The organism is Gilliamella sp. Fer4-1 (assembly GCF_001690515.1).
Taxonomy (GTDB): Bacteria; Pseudomonadota; Gammaproteobacteria; order Enterobacterales; family Orbaceae; genus Gilliamella; species Gilliamella apicola_C.
In genome coordinates, this window is record NZ_LZGZ01000205.1 from 17,242 (window position 1) to 35,835 (window position 18,594).

The 18,594-nt window shown below is 38.8% G+C and carries 12 protein-coding genes; 3 read left to right on the plus strand and 9 right to left on the minus strand.

The annotated features are described in order from the left end of the window. Positions 1–51: 51 nt before the first annotated feature. The 9 genes from fusA to parE all read right to left on the minus strand — a co-directional run bounded on the left by fusA (position 52) and on the right by parE (position 13,194). Positions 52–2,154, minus strand: coding sequence for an elongation factor G (gene fusA / locus A9G30_RS07485; protein ID WP_065582220.1), 2,103 nt, complete (start codon positions 2,152–2,154; stop codon positions 52–54). A gap of 108 nt (positions 2,155–2,262) precedes the next feature. Then, positions 2,263–2,733 carry a 30S ribosomal protein S7 gene (gene rpsG, locus A9G30_RS07490; protein ID WP_034915550.1) on the minus strand — a complete coding sequence of 157 codons (471 nt, stop codon included), beginning with the start codon at positions 2,731–2,733 and terminating at the stop codon, positions 2,263–2,265. A 100-nt stretch (positions 2,734–2,833) separates the two neighbouring features. After that, the gene (rpsL, locus tag A9G30_RS07495; protein ID WP_034883792.1) at positions 2,834–3,208 is read right to left on the minus strand and encodes a 30S ribosomal protein S12; all 375 of its coding nucleotides are present in this window, start codon (positions 3,206–3,208) and stop codon (positions 2,834–2,836) included. Between the two features lie 311 nt (positions 3,209–3,519). Next, a complete protein-coding gene (locus A9G30_RS07500) occupies positions 3,520–4,830 on the minus strand; it encodes an NCS2 family permease (RefSeq protein ID WP_065588555.1) in 1,311 nt (436 codons plus the stop codon). A 179-nt stretch (positions 4,831–5,009) separates the two neighbouring features. Next, positions 5,010–6,584 (minus strand): TerC family protein, encoded by a 1,575-nt coding sequence (locus tag A9G30_RS07505; protein WP_065582218.1) that lies wholly within the window; start codon positions 6,582–6,584, stop codon positions 5,010–5,012. Between the two features lie 141 nt (positions 6,585–6,725). After that, positions 6,726–8,171 (minus strand): TrkH family potassium uptake protein, encoded by a 1,446-nt coding sequence (locus A9G30_RS07510; RefSeq protein WP_065582222.1) that lies wholly within the window; start codon positions 8,169–8,171, stop codon positions 6,726–6,728. Positions 8,172–8,185: 14 nt separating this feature from the next. Further along, complete coding sequence (gene djlA, locus A9G30_RS07515) at positions 8,186–9,049, minus strand: co-chaperone DjlA (RefSeq protein ID WP_065582217.1); 864 nt, start codon at positions 9,047–9,049, stop codon at positions 8,186–8,188. After that, positions 9,049–11,277 (minus strand): DNA topoisomerase IV subunit A, encoded by a 2,229-nt coding sequence (parC, locus tag A9G30_RS07520; RefSeq protein WP_065588556.1) that lies wholly within the window; start codon positions 11,275–11,277, stop codon positions 9,049–9,051. The genes djlA and parC overlap by 1 nt, the downstream gene beginning before the upstream one ends. A gap of 27 nt (positions 11,278–11,304) precedes the next feature. Next, positions 11,305–13,194: a DNA topoisomerase IV subunit B gene (parE, locus tag A9G30_RS07525; protein ID WP_065588557.1), complete on the minus strand. Its 1,890-nt coding sequence runs from the start codon at positions 13,192–13,194 to the stop codon at positions 11,305–11,307. Between the two features lie 298 nt (positions 13,195–13,492). Here parE and A9G30_RS07530 point away from each other — a divergent pair, with 298 nt between their 5' ends. The 3 genes from A9G30_RS07530 (at position 13,493) to A9G30_RS07540 (ending at position 18,361) form a co-directional block, all read left to right on the plus strand. Then, a complete protein-coding gene (locus tag A9G30_RS07530; protein ID WP_065588558.1) occupies positions 13,493–14,995 on the plus strand; it encodes a hypothetical protein in 1,503 nt (500 codons plus the stop codon). Between the two features lie 273 nt (positions 14,996–15,268). Then, positions 15,269–17,725 (plus strand): DMSO/selenate family reductase complex A subunit, encoded by a 2,457-nt coding sequence (locus tag A9G30_RS07535; protein ID WP_081295752.1) that lies wholly within the window; start codon positions 15,269–15,271, stop codon positions 17,723–17,725. A 21-nt stretch (positions 17,726–17,746) separates the two neighbouring features. Beyond that, positions 17,747–18,361: a DMSO/selenate family reductase complex B subunit gene (locus A9G30_RS07540; RefSeq protein ID WP_065582211.1), complete on the plus strand. Its 615-nt coding sequence runs from the start codon at positions 17,747–17,749 to the stop codon at positions 18,359–18,361. The last annotated feature ends 233 nt before the right edge of the window (positions 18,362–18,594 follow it).

Below are 18,594 nucleotides of genomic sequence, written 5' to 3' on the forward strand. Positions count from 1 at the left end.
ATCACTTCCCTTATGTTATTAAGGGAAGTGTTACTTTATTTAGATAAATAATTATTTCGCTTTACGAGCTTCAATAATTGCTGTTGCAATATTTGTTGGTGCTTCATTGTACTTCAAGAACTCCATAGAGTAAGAAGCACGACCTTGAGTTTGTGAACGTAGGTCTGTTGCATAACCAAACATTTCTGAAAGTGGAACTTGTGCTTTTACTGTTTTACCAGTTGCAGTATCTTCCATGCCTTCGATCATACCGCGACGACGGTTTAAGTCACCAATAACATCACCCATATAATCTTCAGGCGTTTCAACTTCTACTTTCATAATCGGCTCTAAAAGCACTGGTTTTGCTTTCATAAAGCCGTCTTTAAATGCCATTGAACCAGCAATTTTAAATGCCATTTCTGATGAGTCAACATCATGGTAAGAACCATCAAAGATAGTGACTTCAACATCAACAATTGGATAACCAGCAAGAACACCGTTTTTCATTTGTTCTTGACAGCCTTTATCAACTGCAGGGATGTATTCTTTAGGAACCACACCACCAACAATTTCATTGTTGAATTTGTAGCCTTCGCCGCCTGCTTCTAATGGCTTGATTTTTAACCATACATGACCATATTGACCACGACCACCAGATTGGCGAACAAATTTACCTTCTTGTTCTACTTCATTGCGAATTGTTTCACGGTAAGCAACTTGTGGTTTACCAACATTTGCTTCCACTTTAAATTCACGCTTCATACGGTCAACGATGATTTCTAAGTGAAGTTCACCCATACCAGAAATAATAGTTTGACCTGATTCTTCATCAGTGTGAACACGGAATGAAGGATCTTCTTGCGCTAATCGACCTAAAGCAAGTCCCATTTTTTCTTGGTCAGCTTTGGTTTTTGGTTCAACAGCAACCGAGATTACTGGCTCTGGGAACTCCATTCTTTCAAGAATGATCGGTGCGCTTTCAGCACACAGTGTATCACCAGTAGTCACATCTTTAAGACCGATAGCCGCTGCAATGTCACCTGCGCGAACTTCTTTGATTTCTTCACGTTTGTTAGCGTGCATCTGAACGATACGACCAAAACGTTCTTTTTTATCTTTAACAGAGTTAAGAACAGTATCACCAGAGTTAACCACACCAGAGTACACACGGAAGAATGTTAAGTTACCAACAAATGGGTCAGTTGCAATTTTGAATGCTAATGATGAGAATGGTTCATCATCACTTGAATGACGTTCCGCTGCTTCACCATTTTGTAATTCACCTTTGATTGCTGGTACATCGGTTGGTGCTGGTAAATATTCAATAACGGCATCAAGCATAAATTGGACACCTTTATTTTTAAAGGCACTACCACAAGTTACTAAGATGATTTCGTTAGCAAGCACGCGCTCACGTAGTGCTGCTTTGACTTCTTCTTCAGTTAACTCTTCACCACCAAGGTATTTTTCCATTAACTCTTCACTTGCTTCAGCAGCAGTTTCTATTAAGAATGAGCGCCATTCTTCAACTTGCTCAACCATATCTGCTGGTACATCTTCATAAGTGAATGTTACACCTTGATCAGCATCATTCCAGTTGATTGCTTTACGTTTAAGTAAATCAACAACACCAGTAAATCCTTCTTCTGCACCGATTGGTAAAACTAAAGGAACAGGAACTGCTGCTAAACGGGTTTTGATTTGATCAACAACACGTAAGAAATTAGCACCCATACGGTCCATTTTGTTGACAAATGCAATACGTGGAACTTTATATTTATTTGCTTGGCGCCATACTGTTTCTGATTGTGGTTGAACACCGCCTACTGCACAATAAACCATAACTGCACCATCAAGTACACGCATAGAACGCTCAACTTCGATTGTGAAGTCAACGTGTCCTGGGGTGTCGATAATGTTGATGCGGTGTGGTTCAAATTGTTGACCCATACCAGACCAGAATGCAGTTGTTGCTGCAGATGTGATAGTAATACCACGCTCTTGTTCTTGTTCCATCCAGTCCATGGTCGCTGCGCCATCATGAACTTCACCAATTTTGTGACTTACGCCAGTGTAAAACAAAATACGTTCAGTTGTTGTTGTTTTACCTGCGTCAATATGCGCACTGATACCGATATTACGGTAACGTGCTATGGGGGTTGTACGAGCCATATTAATCCTCTATTTAGAATCGTTTGCTTAACAAAGTATCATTTAAGTAGACTGAAAGCAGATAAGGGCAATCAGTCTTAATTCAAGTCATTTGTGTAAATGACTTGATTACCAACGATAGTGTGCAAACGCTCTATTAGCTTCAGCCATACGATGAACATCTTCGCGTTTTTTCACAGCGGTGCCTTTGTTTTCAAAAGCATCCATAAGTTCATTCGCAAGGCGTAGAGCCATTGATTTATCGCCACGTTTACGTGCAGCATCTACAATCCAACGCATTGCAAGTGCATTACGACGAACAGGGCGCACTTCAACAGGAACTTGGTATGTAGAACCACCAACGCGACGAGACTTAACTTCTACAGTTGGTCTTACGTTATCTAATGCAACTTCGAAAGCTGCTAAGTGGTCTTTTCCACTACGCTCAGCTAATTTATCAAGAGCTGAATATACGATTGATTCTGCGATAGATTTTTTACCATCTATCATTAAAATATTTACAAATTTCGCCAGTAACTCTGAACCGAACTTCGGATCAGGAAGAATTTTTCTTTGACCGACAACATGACGACGTGGCATTGGAATACTCCGTTTATATGTTATAAATTTTTCAGGTTTACCCAAAACTCAAATGAGTTAAATGGAATTATATAGTTTGGCCTTACTTAACGGAGTTCCATTAAGCTTTAGGTCGTTTAACACCGTATTTAGAACGGCTTTGTTTGCGATCTTTAACACCTGCGCAGTCTAATGCACCGCGAACAGTGTGGTAACGCACACCTGGTAAGTCTTTAACACGACCACCACGGATTAAAATTACACTGTGCTCTTGTAAGTTGTGGCCTTCACCACCGATATAAGAAGTTACTTCAAAACCGTTAGTTAAACGTACACGACACACTTTACGTAATGCTGAGTTTGGTTTTTTCGGTGTAGTTGTGTAAACACGAGTACAAACACCGCGTTTTTGCGGGCATGCTTCAAGGGCAGGGACGTTACTTTTCGCTTCCTTTAGTGCTCTTGGTTTGCGTACCAGCTGATTAATTGTTGCCATTAATAAGCTCCTGATTAATTAAAATAAATTTAAAATTGCTTTTTAGATACGTAATTAATAACTGTAGACCAAAACCTATGTATATAAGTTTTGGGTCGCAAGATTCTAGACCCCAGGGGAAATAATGTCAAGTTTTTGCTAATATTAAGTGTTTGATCTAGAGTTTAATTCTTGTTGAAGGTCATCATTTTTTTAATGAAAAGAGGGTAGGGTTTTTATACTGATATTCATAAGCAAAAATAGATCAATATCTGTATTAGCCGTTTTGACAAATGCTTATTCCCCATTGCAAGTCACAATGGGGAGTTGTTTTAATGATGATCGATAAAGATAAATTTTAAAGCAAATAGTAACGCAAAAATAATTACGCAAAGATTGAGCTCTTTAAATTTACCTGTAAAGGTTTTTAGCACTACGTAAGAGATAAAGCCTAGTGCAACACCTTCTGTAATAGCAAAGGCAAAAGGCATCATGATTGCGGTGATAAATGCTGGTGTTGCCTCGGTTAAATCAGACCACTTAACTTTAATCAAGCTTGAAACCATTAAAATTCCAACAAAGATAAGGGCGCCTGAAGTTGCATAACTTGGTACTAAATGGGCTAGTGGCGATAAAAAGGCCACGGCTAAGAATAATATACCGACTACCACAGCTGTTAAGCCTGTGCGACCACCGACTGAAATACCAGCCGAACTTTCGATATAGGTTAATACTGATGATGTACCAAATAATCCCCCTAAAGAAGAGCTAAAGCTATCAATTAATAGCGCTTGACGCATTTTAGGGAATCGGCCTTTTTCGTCGCTAATTCCGGCTTTATCGGTTAATGCTAAAATGGTGCCCGATGAGTCGAATAGGCTGACAATCATCACAGAAAAAATAACACCCATAATGCCGATATTAAGCGAACCTGCTAGATCAACATGACCAACAACGCTGGTCACACTTGGTGGCGTAGATACAATACCTTGGTAACTGATATTAGGATCTAGCCATAGTGCCAGTAATGTCACAACTAAAATCGAAATTAATACCGCAGCATGAAAGTTGCGAGCCGCTAAAATAACAATGATGAAAAAACCTAGTGATCCTAATAGGACTTTAAGCGATAAGATATTCCCCATCGTTAAGAGTGTGGAAGGTGAAGCAACCACAATACCCATGTTTTGAAAGCCCATAAAAGCAATAAATAGTCCAATACCGGCACTAATACCTATACGTAAACATTGTGGAATATGTTCAATTAACCAGTGGCGGACTTTAAAGAGTGACAACATAAAAAAGATTAAAGAACCCCAAAATATGGCGCCCATACCAATTTGCCAAGAATAGCCCATTGCACCACAGATACCATAGGCAAAAAAGACGTTAAGCCCCATTGCTGGTGCAAGTGCTATTGGTAAGTTAGCAAATAGGCCCATTAAAATCGTCGCCAACGCAGTAATTACACAAGTTAGTACAAATACCGCAGATTTATCCATACCGGTTGCTGATAAAATGGATGGATTAACGAAGATGATATACACCATAGTAAGAAAGGTTGTACATCCTGCAATTATTTCCGTACCGATAGTTGTTTTTTTTTCTTTCAATTGAAATAGTTTTTCGAATATTGAATTCATAAGTTAAGGCCTAATTGGATTGATAAGTAATCATAAATGTTGATAAACAGTGCTAGCTTTTTTACCAAAAAGTAAAAATAAAAAAGATGAGGAGTTATTGCTCCACATCTTCAGAGGTGTTGCCACATTATTATTGCCAGTTATTTATTTTGGTCAAGCGTTATTCTGGCTATACTGTATTACAATGCGCCAGAATCGAGTTTATTTAACGTAATTTTTACTTTCAGAATTCTGTGGCTTTCTATTTCGGCTACTTCAAATAGATAATCGCCAATTTGAATGGTTTCGCCAACATTGAGTAAATGCTGCGCTTTTTCCATTAACAGTCCTGCCAAGGTATGATATTCGCGCTTATCATCAATCGGTATTGGTACAAAACGAATGAGTTCCTCAACTGGAATATAACCATTCGCAATCCAGCTATTATCATCTAAACATTGAATATCATGTTTAGCATCAATTTCCTCTTCTTCTGTTGGGAAATCGCCTGCAATGGTTTCAATAATGTCTGTCACCGAGACAACCCCTTGCATTGAACCAAATTCATCAACCACGAAAGCAAAATGGGTTTTAGCCTTTTTAAATTGTTCTAGTGCAACCAGTAACGATACCGTTTCTGGAAAGATTAAAGGTTGTTTGATAAGTGAGTGAATATCGATTGGTGCTTTACTTTGTAGCACATCTTTTAAAAGATCATTAACTTGGATAATGCCTAATGGTTCATCAATCGAGTCATTATCCGTGACTACTAAGCGTGAATGAGGATTATCAAAAATTTCTTTTATGATGACATCTCGATTATCATTGATATTAACCATATCAACATCAAGCCTAGATGTCATGATACTACTGACGGAACGTTGCGCTAGGCCAAGCACTCGCTCAACCATGCTCAGTTCTTGATGATTAAATACCGAGACTTTTTTATTGGCATCTGACACCACATCAATGGTGTGGGTATCGGGATCTTCTTCTGCATCACCTTTTAATAAGTGTAAAATTGCTTCGGCAGTGCGTTCACGTAATGGTTTTTTATTTAATGCTTTGCGGCGGTTAAAAATGGCTAATTGGTTGAAAAACTCAATCATAATTGAGAATCCAATTGCGGCATACAAATAACCTTTTGGAATCATAAAACCAAAACCTTCGGCAACTAGGCTAAAGCCAATCATTAATAAGAAGCTCAAGCAGAGAATGACAATCGTTGGGTGAGCGTTGACAAAATAAGCCAATGGTTTACTTGCCACCATCATAATGCCAATGGCGATGCAAACAGCAATAATCATCACAGGAATATGTTCAACCATTCCCACAGCGGTAATCACCGAATCAAGTGAGAACACCGCATCAAGTACGACTATTTGGGCTACAACAGTCCAAAAGTGAGAGGTTTTTTTCGGCTTTCCGTCTTCGTGTGACGCACCTTCAAGGCGCTCATTGAGCTCCATTGTGGCTTTAAATAGTAAAAATATCCCCCCGATTAACATAATCAGTTGGCGTGCATTAAAGTTGATTCCAGATATTGAAAATAATGGTGTAGTGAGTGTAACTAACCAACCCGTGAACATTAATAATAACACTCGGGTAATTAATGCAAAGGCAAGGCCTGTAATGCGGGCTTTGTCTCGTTGATGGGGTGGAAGTTTCTCGGCAAGAATGGCAATAAAAACAATGTTATCAATACCAAGGACGATTTCAAGTACAACCAGAGTGGATAAGCCAATCCAGATTGTAGGATCCATGATCCATTCCATATGTCAGGTGATTACCTCTAATAAATACAGCACATGCTGCCCAGTAATTCTGTCTGTAATTGGCTAAATAATCAATAAAATATTTGTAAATTTGTGTATTTTGTCAAAAATTTTCAGGAAAGCATGTGTTTTAGTATAAAATCAGCTTCGCCAAAACGTTGGGGTGAATAAAACTAATAAAGTAAATATTTCTAATCGGCCAAATAACATATCGACAACCATTACCCACTTTACTATATCGCTAACTCTGGCAAAATTATCGCTCACACTACCAAGGCCGACCCCTAAATTATTCAGTGATGAGGCAACAATATAAAAAGAATCTGTAGTATCAATACCGGTTGCCATAATAGCAAATAAGCTGACTAAAAAGACTAGCGCATATGCAGAAAAGAATCCCCAAACAGCTTCAATAATACGTTCAGGAACCACGCGATTATTTAATTTTAAGGTATAGATAGCATTTGGATGAATTAAGCGCTTTAATTCACGCGACCCTTGCATAAACAAAAGGAGAACTCGAACTACTTTTAAGCCACCGCCAGTTGAACCGGCACAACCACCAATAAATGAAGCGCATAGTAAAAAAATCGGTAATGATGAAGGCCATGTGTTAATATCATCAACCGTAAATCCAACCGTTGCCGTTATTGATACAACTTGCAGTACTATCTTATCGATACTTAATTTTCGTTCTGGTTGATAAAAATAAATGCCAAACGCACAGATTGCAATTAAAACAGCTAAAATAAAAACAAAAGTTCTAAATTCTTGATCTCGCCAGTAAACTTTAATTGAAAATCCACTTAATGCGGCAAAATGAAGTGCGAAGTTACAACCCGATAAAATTAAAAAGAGGGTAACAATGTAATTGATTGTAGCACTATTAAAATAAGCAAGGTTATTGTCATGCGTTGAAAATCCACCCATCGATATTGTTGAAAAGCTATGTGAAATGGCATCAAAGGCATTCATTCCAGCTGCCCATAAACAAACAGCACAAAGCGTGGTCAGTAAAATATAAATTGACCAAAGTGTTTTAGCCGTTTCGGCAATACGAGGGCGCATTTTGCTATCTTTTTGTGGGCCGGGAATTTCTGCTCGGTAAAGTTGCATTCCCCCAACGCCCAATAATGGTAAAATGGCGACAGCTAAAACGATAATCCCCATACCACCAAGCCATTGTAGTAATTGCCGATAAAAAAGCAGGGCTTTAGGTAGGTGATCTAATTTAACGATGGTTGTTGCGCCAGTTGTTGTTAGGCTTGAGAATGATTCAAAAAAGGCGTTAGTTAAATTTAAATTAATATGTGTGTCAAAAATAAACGGAAATGCGCCGATTGTACCTAACACCACCCAAAATAGTACGACGATAAAAAAGCCTTCACGCGTGCTCAGTTCATGGCGATGATGGCGATTTGGTAGCCATAATAAACAGCCTAATATCAATGCGGCAAAAAACGATCGAACAAAGATTGCGCCAGCACCATCACGATAGATTAAAGCAACAAGTGCTGGTAGCAACATAAATACCGATAACAGGGCAATTAATAACCCGATGATTCGAAGGATTGAGCGCCAATGCATCATGATAATCGTCTCTATTTAAAACCACGAGACGTTTTGATAAGATCATAAGCGGCTTGGATTTCTTGCGCACGTTTTTTAGCTGCTTCTAGCATCTCTTTGGGTAAGCCCTTCGAAACTAATTTATCAGGATGATGTTCATTCATTAATTTTCGATAAGCCCTTTTGATTTCGGGAATTTCGGCTGTAGATTTAACGCCTAATATTTTGTAAGCGTTTTGTAGATCTGATTGTGATGAGCGATTCTGGTAAGCGCCATGGTTATTGTTATTGCGTTGATATTGATCATATTGGTGCTGGCTACGTTGATTTTGTTGGTAGCTGTAATTATTTTGGTGAAAATGGTAACTGCCCATCATCATTTGGATATATAATGCCATTTTTTGATGAGAAATATTTAATTCATCTGCCACAATCAACAGGATTTGTTGTTCTTTATCATCCAACACACCATCGACTAATGCTGCTTGAATCAATTGTTCACAAAAAATGTTTAGTACGTTGCGTCTAAAACGGTATTGAGTATAAAGCTCTTGAAGGCGTGATCGTAGTGGGTAATTGCTGGCCTTGCCACGATTAAATGAGTCTTGGGCAAGTTTTCGGCTGCTACTATTAAGTTGTAGCCTATCCATAAATTGGCTTGCAAGATTTATATCATCTTGTGTGACAACGCCTTTCGCTTTACTTAAATGGCCTAGCACTTCAAAAACCACCGTTAAGTAAAGTTCTGGATTTGCTTTGGTTTTTTGTTCGGTCAATTTATTACAAAAAGTTTGGTAAAGCATTGGTCCAACAAATAGCCCTAGTATAAAGCCCCACCCCGTTTTTAATATAAGGCTTAATACAAAGCCGGTGATCATTGCCCAGATAAAAGACATTATTTGTTTACCTCAATTCGATCTATTTTTTGTAAACCCCGTGGTAAGGTGCTTCCTTTACGTGCGCGTTCTGCCCTAAATTTTTGTAAATCAACAGGGTTTAACGTAAGTTTGCGTTTACCGACATATAAGGTTATCGATGTTTCTGGTGTAATTAATAGTAGATAAGCAAGGCTATCATCAGCACCTGCAAGAGATACAATTTTATTCCCTTTGCCTTTAGCCAGTTCAGGTAGATCTTTTACAGGAAAGATAAGCATTCGCCCAGCTTGAGTAATAGATAGTAGTAAGCTATCTTCAGATGTAATTTCAATTGGTGCAAGTATTTTTGCCTCTTTCGGTAAATTGATAATCGCCTTACCATTACGATTACGAGCAACTAAATCACTAAATTTACAAATAAAGCCATACCCAGCGCTTGAAGCAAGTAACAATTTTTGATTATCCTCTTGGCTCATCACTATATGTTCAACCGTTGCGTTAGCGGGGAGCGCTAATTTTCCCGTTAATGGTTCACCTTGACTTCTAGCCGATGGTAATGTGTTTGGCTCGATAGCATAACTGCGACCAGTTGAATCGAAAAAGATAACGGGTTGATTGCTTTTTCCTTTCGCGGCGGCTTTAAAGCTATCACCCGCTTTATAACTTAAACCTGTAGCATCAATGTCATGACCTTTAGCGGTTCTAACCCAGCCCATTTCAGACAAAATAACAGTAACAGGTTCGGATGGTGTTAACTCTTGTTCACTAATAGCTTTAGCTTCACTGCGCTCAACAATCGGTGAACGGCGCTTATCACCATATTTTTCAGCATCCTCTTTTAGCTCTTTTTTAATTAAATTACTCAGTTTTTTAGGCGAAGCTAACAAAGCTTGCAGATGATCACGCTCTTTTGCAAGCTCACTTTGTTCACCTTTAATACGTACTTCTTCAAGTTTGGCTAAATGACGGAGTTTTAACTCTAAAATCGCTTCGGCTTGAATATCAGTTAATGCAAAACGGCTAATTAATTCTTGCTTCGGTTCATCTTCGTTGCGAATAATTTCAATCACTTCATCAATATTTAAAAATGCAATCAATAAACCATCAAGGATATGTAGCCTTTTTAAAATTTTATCTAAACGATAATTTAAGCGACGTGTAACGGTATTTTTACGATACTCTAGCCATTCAGTAAGAATCTCAATCAAGCCTTTGACTGACGGGCGGTTATCAAGCCCAATCATGTTCATATTAACGCGGTAACTTTTTTCGAGATCAGTTGTTGCAAATAGATGATTCATCACTTGTTCTAAATCGACTCGATTTGAACGTGGCACAATCACTAAACGAGTTGGATTTTCGTGATCCGACTCATCGCGTAAATCTTCAATTAAAGGTAGCTTTTTGGCTCGCATTTGAGAAGCAATTTGTTCTAGGATTTTAGCGCCCGATACTTGATGGGGGAGATCTGTAACCACAATATCTCCATCTTCTTTTTTCCAAACCGCACGCATACGAATTGACCCGCGCCCTGTTTTGTAGATTTTCGCGATATCATCAGGTGGCGTAATAATCTCAGCTTCGGTTGGAAAATCAGGCCCTTGTATGTGAGCCATTACTTCGCTTAAAGTTGCATTTGGATTGTCTGCCAGCATAATTGCGGCATTTGCCACCTCACGAATATTATGTGGGGGAATATCGGTTGCCATACCAACCGCAATCCCCGTTGTGCCATTTAATAAAATATTCGGTAGTCTGGCTGGCAACATTTTTGGCTCTTGCAAAGTACCATCAAAATTGGGGGTATAATCAACCGTTCCTTGCCCTAACTCACCTAATAATAATTCAGCATATTTCGATAAGCGAGATTCGGTATAACGCATGGCAGCAAATGATTTAGGATCATCTGGCGCTCCCCAGTTACCTTGTCCATCAACTAATGGATAACGATAAGAGAAGGGTTGTGCCATCAGTACCATAGCTTCATAACAGGCACTATCACCATGAGGATGATATTTACCAAGCACATCACCTACGGTACGTGCTGATTTTTTAAATTTTGCTTGCGCATTTAGACCTAGCTCTGACATGGCATAGACAATGCGTCGTTGCACGGGTTTGAGACCGTCACCAATAAATGGCAGTGCACGATCCATAATGACATACATTGAGTAATTTAAATAGGCGCTTTCGGTAAAGGTACGTAGCGACTGAATTTCTACTCCGTCATGAGTTATCTCACTCATTATTGTTCCTCTAAATCATTCTGTTTATTAGACATTAAGTTCAACTTGATCGCCTTTTTCTTGTAACCATTCTCGGCGATCTTCTGAGCGCTTTTTGGCAAGTAACATGTCCATTAATGCCATAGTCTGCTCTGTATCATCAAGCGATAACTGTACTAAACGGCGTGTATTGGGATCCATTGTCGTTTCTCGTAGTTGCAGAGGGTTCATTTCCCCTAAACCTTTAAAACGTTGTACATTTGGCTTACCTTTTTTGCGTTTAAGTTGCTCTAAAATACCTTCTTTTTCTTCTTCATCAAGCGCGTAATAAACTTCTTTACCCAAATCAATACGATAAAGTGGTGGCATCGCAACAAAGACATGCCCATGTTCAACCATGGTGCGGAAATGACGAACAAATAACGCACAAAGTAAAGTGGCAATATGTAGTCCATCAGAATCGGCATCGGCTAAAATACAGATTTTGCCATAACGTAACTGGCTCAAATCATTGCTATCAGGATCGATGCCTATTGCTACTGAAATATCATGAATTTCTTGTGAGCCAAGCACCTCGTCAGATGACACTTCCCAAGTATTTAAAATCTTACCTTTAAGTGGCATAATGGCTTGAAACTCACGGTCTCGCGCTTGTTTGGCTGAACCACCGGCAGAATCCCCTTCCACTAAAAAAAGCTCAGTACGGCTCAAATCTTGCGATGAACAATCCGCCAATTTACCCGGTAAAGCAGGTCCACTGGTTAATTTTTTGCGGATAACTTTTTTAGATGCCTTTAAGCGTTTTTGCGCACTCGAAATGACCATTTCGGCTAGTAATTCGGCTAATTGTACATTTTGATTTAGCCAAAGACTAAATGCATCTTTCACAATAGCCGAAACAAAAGCTGCACATTGCCGTGAAGATAAGCGCTCTTTAGTTTGACCTGCAAATTGCGGCTCTTGCATTTTGACCGAAATCACATAAGCACAGCGTTCCCAAATATCATCGGCAGTTAATTTTAAGCCTCGTGGTAATAAATTGCGGAATTCACAAAACTCACGCATAGCATCTAACAAGCCTTGACGTAAACCATTAACATGCGTACCACCTTGTACCGTTGGAATTAAGTTAACGTAACTTTCAGTCAATAGCTCTCCACCTTCGGGCAACCAAAGTAGCGCCCATTCTACCGCTTCCGTTTCACCAATATGGTTGCCAGTAAAAGGGGGTTCGGGTAATAGTGAGTAACCACTAACAGATTCCATTAAATAGTCTTTTAGACCGTCTTGATAACACCAACGTTGCTCAGTATTGTTAATTTTATCTTTAAAGATAATTTCAAGCCCTGGGCAAAGTACTGCCTTGGCTTTTAATAAATGAGACAATCGAGGAACAGAAAATCTTGGTGAATCAAAATATTTTTCGTCTGGCCAAAAATGGACTTTGGTGCCAGTATTACGGCGCCCACAAGTGCCAGTAACGTGTAGATCCTCAACTTTGTTGCCATTTTCAAACGCGATTTCATACACTTGCCCGTCACGATGAACGGTAACATCAACGCGTTTTGATAAGGCGTTGACAACTGAAATACCGACACCGTGTAAACCGCCCGAAAATTGGTAATTCTTGTTAGAAAATTTACCACCAGCATGTAAGCGGCAAAGCAATAGCTCAACGGCTGGCACGCCTTCTTCTGGGTGAATATCAACAGGCATACCTCGACCATCGTCGATAACTTCTAATGAGTTATCTTCATAAAGTGTCACTTTGATTTTACAAGCATGGCCAGCGATCGCTTCATCAACACTATTATCAATGACTTCTTGCCCTAAATGATTTGGACGACTTGTGTCAGTGTACATTCCAGGGCGATGGCGAACAGGATCAAGGCCTTTTAATACTTCAATATCAACGGCGTTATAAGTGGGTTGTGGCATAATGTTTCTATTTATCCGAATAAATGGGCTTATTATAACAACCTTTCATAAATAAGACCAAGGTCAATGGTGAAGGTAGTTAATCAAGTCACCATCAAATCTAATAAACTTAAATAGACAACGTTAAGTTATAAAATTTATTAATAAACAAGAAAAATATTGTTAATAAATTAATAAAATAGACAAAAGCATTTATAATTCAATTTAACTATCATTATTTAACGGCACAAGTTTGAGGCGTTAATATCAATGATTGTTAATAAAATACTAATATGAATATATTGGGAGGGAAATAAAAATGTTAAAAATGATCACTTACCAGCGGTGGCGTTCAAGCTATAATTATCAGTATCTTGTTATTTTATTTTTTGTTTCAACATTTTCTTCTGTATGTGTTTTACTTAAATCGTATTGTTATAACGTAAAGGCGATATTGTGTCATTTTATATTAAGCCTATTTTTAATCACGTGCCATATTCATTATGCCAGTGCATTATCAGCCACAACAACACAAGTGATACATGGGAGCGCTCCCTATCTTACTTTTGATGGTGGTGTCACTAAAGGCAATATTCAAGCACTATTAGGCATCAGACTATCCGATGGGCGCGAGTATGTGCCTAGAAATGGGGAGTCAAATTTCTATCCAAATGCTACGGTTGTGGATAATTATTATACAATTGAATTGCCGAGTAATGCAGATTCGTTTGATGGTATTCAAACATTAGTCCCCATTCCCAATATTGACAATTACTCAGTTATTGACTTAAGCGAGATAATCGGTGGCAATAATTTGTTGGATGATGATGGGGATAGTTATGGCAATATAACGGGTACTTTAGATGCTTTTTTGTATGATCGAAATAGTGATTATCTTACTCGTATCGTTAAGAGCCATCCTATAGATAAATTAGACCCTTGCTCTTGGTATGTGTTAACACTTTCCATAGATGATGCTCAACTGTCAACTCAATATGGCGTGCCAAAGGCAAGGGATTTCGATTATGTGAGTCAAACTTACTATTTAAAAGCGAAAAATGGAGTGCGCACTTGTTATGCAAGCCCTCCAGCTAGGTATGGTGGTGGGGAGGGGCCAAACTGGGTACGAGGGTTAGGTTTTCTGGTGGTAAATAGCCATATTCCAGAGGAAAACTTTCCGACAACGGGCTCAAATGGGCTCAGTTTTCATTTAGGGTTAGGCGGTGTCACGCCAGAACAGGTCATTGATGCTAATGGCACAACCGTTTCAGCCGTCAGTGGTAGTAACTCAGCGGAATTATTATTAAGTACTGAAAACAGTGAGTTAAAAATAACATTAAAGGGGCCAAGTAAAGCCTCGGATAAAAAGAAATTTAGTCCCTCATTATTTAAGCTTTACGCCGACAGTAGCCACAGCCAGTTATTGTATAGCTTTAAGATAGAACGTTGGTATATAGCAAATCCAGATGATTCTGGTGACGGCTCTTATGATGAAGCTCAAATATTCTGCGATAGTTTAGGAAGTCGTTATCGTATACCGAGTGTTGGGGACTACACCAATGCGAATAGCTCTGATTGGCATTGGGGGGTGCCAGGGCAAGGAAATTATAACCTGCGCCAAGTTAGCTACAAAAGTGGTGAAAGGTGGATAGGGGGGTTATTTAATGAGTGGGGTGATTTTACTTATGGGTCGGGTAGAGGCGACGATTGGCTCGATGATGAATATTGGGCTGCTGATAAGTTTGGTGTTGATTCATCTGGAGGTGTTCGTTTAAATAATGGCCCTTATGCTTACGCTATAACGGCATGTGTAACGCCTTAAAAAGAGGGGGTTACATTGCTGAAATTAACATCACTATTGACGGCGTGAGCCGTCAAGTTTAGTAAACTACACTACACATAAGATCTGTTATTTTATAAAGGAATAATAAAAGTCTTTCATATTAATGGATTATATTTAAAAAAACTGTTGAGAAAGATGGACAGTGACCTCGATACTAGTAAATGTTAGTGGCTAATTTCTTTCGGTTTTAGTTTATTTATTCACCTTTTAGTATTATTATCAACTGATCCCATATAAATATTAGGGAAAAATGTGAGTAAATTAAAAAATAAAATAAGCCGATACACTTTTTCACAAAAAACAATAACAATTAATGACGTAGTGGCAATAACGAGTAAAATACAACTGCCCTTTACCGATGCCAAATCTGACATCGCAGTTACTCATAGCGCAACTTTTCACCCTCACCCTATTCATAAAGAAAAGATTATTTATAGCGCTTGTTTAGTTAACTGCGGTAGCCGTTGTCCTTTAAAAGTCCATGTAAAAAACGATATTATTACTAAAATAGCGTCAGAAGATGGGGTAAATGATTCTGTCTTTGGGTTGCACCAAATTCGTCCTTGCCTTCGAGGCAGAGCGGTTCGTTGGCGAACTTATGATCCTGCTCGCTTAAAGTATCCAATGTTACGAATTGGTAAACGTGGTGAAGGTAAATTTAAACGTATTTCGTGGCATGAAGCGATTAATTTACTTGCAAATAAACTTAAATATACGATTAATCAATATGGCAATGAAGCAATTTATTATCAGTATGGATCAGGAACAACGGGCGCTAATCTTTCAGGGCGTAATGCATGTCAGCGTTTTTTAAGTATCATTGGTGGTCATTTAAATTACCATGGTGATTATTCAAGCGGGCAGATTTCAGCTATTCGGCCTTATTTGTTTGGTCATGCTAAAGAATCTTTACTGGATCAGATCAAGCATTCTGATTTAGTGGTTATGTTTGGACATAACATTGCCGAAACTAGAATGTCAGGCGGTGGGCAAGTTACCGAGCTTTTTCATGCGTTAGCGCAAAGTCATGCAAGGGTGATTATTATTGATCCTCGTCGTAGTGAAAGTGTTGTTGCGTATAATGCTGAGTGGATCCCGATTATTCCCGGTACTGATGCGGCATTAGTTGCGGCAATAGGCTATACATTACTTGAGCAAGATCGTATTGATGAGGATATGCTTAATCAATACTGTATTGGGTGGAATGCCGATTCTTTGCCTGATAGTGCACCGCCTTATAGTGATTATAAATCTTACCTTTTAGGTTTAGGCTATGACAAAGCAGCGAAAACACCAGAATGGGCAGCCAAAAAAACAGGTATTTCAGCAACACAAATTCGTAAACTCGCAATAGATATTGTTGATGCTAAAGCTGCTTGGATTTCGCAAGGTTATGGTGTGCAACGTTGGCAAAATGGTGAACATACTGCGCGAGCCATTATGATCTTACCAATTATTACGGGGCAATTTGGTAAACCTGGCACTAACATTGGAACTTGGGGCGGGAGCGTTGTTTATCCTATACCTAACTTTAATTTACCTAATCCAATAAAAACCAGTATTCCTTTCTTTTTGTGGACGAAAGCGATTGAAGATGGACCAAGCATGACTGCTAAAAATGCCTACCTTAAAGGTAAAGATAAATTGGATGTGGGGATCAAATTTATCTGGAATTATGCGGGTAATGTATTGGGAAATCAACATTCAGATCTCAATCGTACTCACCAGATTTTGCAAGATGAGTCAAAATGTGAATTTATTCTTGTTTGGGATACACATATGACGGCATCAGCTAAGTATGCTGATTTATTATTACCTGATGTGTCATCGGTTGAGAATAATGATTTGATTAATAATTCTTATTCATCTGGGGCATATTGTTACCTTATCCGTATGCAAAGTGCTATTAAACCGCTTTGGGAAAGCCGCCCTGTTTATGATGTATTAAGCGAATTGTCTGAGAAAATGGGGGTAAAAGACAAATTTACCGAAGGTCGTACTCAAGAGCAGTGGATAGCACATTGTTATGAACAATTGCGAAAACGTGATCCGCATTTACCGCCTTTTGCTGATACCGATGGCATGGGGGTTATCGATCGCAAACTTGCCGATAGTGATAGCCAAATTGGATTAAAAGCTTTTAGAGATGATCCCATTAAAAATCCATTAACTACCCCGTCAGGAAAAATAGAAATCTATTCAGAAACGTTAGCGAACATTGCCAATGAATGGGAACTTGATGCGCAAGATGTGCTGTATCCTATTCCTGCCTATTTACCAGCGATTGAAGGCAGTGAAGATAAATCTAAACGTCAACAATATCCGTTGCAACTTATTGGATTTCATACCAAAGGGCAATGCCATTCTACTTACAGTAATTTGCCACAATTGCGTGAAGCTGTCGCTAACAGTATTTGGATTAATCCATTTGATGCTGAACAACGGCAAATAAAACATGGACAATTAGTTGAAGTTTATAACGATCGCGGTCGGTTGCATATTGTTGCTAAAGTTACGCCAAGGATATTACCAGGTGTTGTTGCGATTCCCCAAGGAATGTGGGCAAAAAATAATGCTGAAGGGGTTGATATTGGCGGTTGCATTAATCGTTTAACATCATTGCGTCCAACGGTGCTTGCTAAAGCAAATCCACAGCATACCAACTTGGTTGATGTCAAACCAGTATCAGATACGTGTTTAGCGTTATAAATAAAAGGACGGATAATAAAAATGCAATATGGATTTTATATTGATTCTTCAAAATGTACGGGTTGTAAAACTTGCCAAGTGAGTTGTAAAGATGAAAAAGATAATGCTTTAGGCGTCCGTTTTCGCCGTGTTTATGAATATGGTGGTGGTGGTTGGCAGCAAGTTGATAATCTTTGGCAAAATGATACTTTTACCTATTATTTGTCTATCGCATGTAATCATTGCGAACAACCTGCTTGTGTGCAGAGTTGCCCAACGGGGGCAATGTATAAACGTTCACAAGATGGCTTAGTGGTTGTTAATCAAGACATTTGCATGGGGTGCCGAAATTGTGAAACACACTGTCCATATGGAGCACCACAATTTGATTATCAAAAAAAGGTCATGTCAAAATGTGATGGTTGTTATGAACGTGTTGCCGAGGGATTAAAGCCTGTTTGTGTTGAGTCATGCCCACAGCGAGCTTTAGATTTTGATGAAATTGAAACGCTACGCCAGCACTATGGCGAACAATGCGATATTGCACCACTACCAAGCTCACAGCTCACTAAGCCCAATATTGTAATAAAACCCCATGCACAAGCTAAGATGTCTGGCGATACCTTAGGTAAAATACTTAATCCTGAAGAAGTATAAGTAATATGTCATAATTACCACGGGTTTTTTTTGGGGGTATCAGTGTAACTAACTGATAGAACCATTCTAAGGAGATATTTATTTGGATAAGTTAGTTACTATCACATTAGCTAAACTACTTGGTATGTTTTTTTATTATCCACCCAATAGTAAAGTTACTACATCATTAACGCAGGCCTTATTACATATTAACCATTTAGCCCCATGGAAAGATTCTATCCTTATTTATGAGC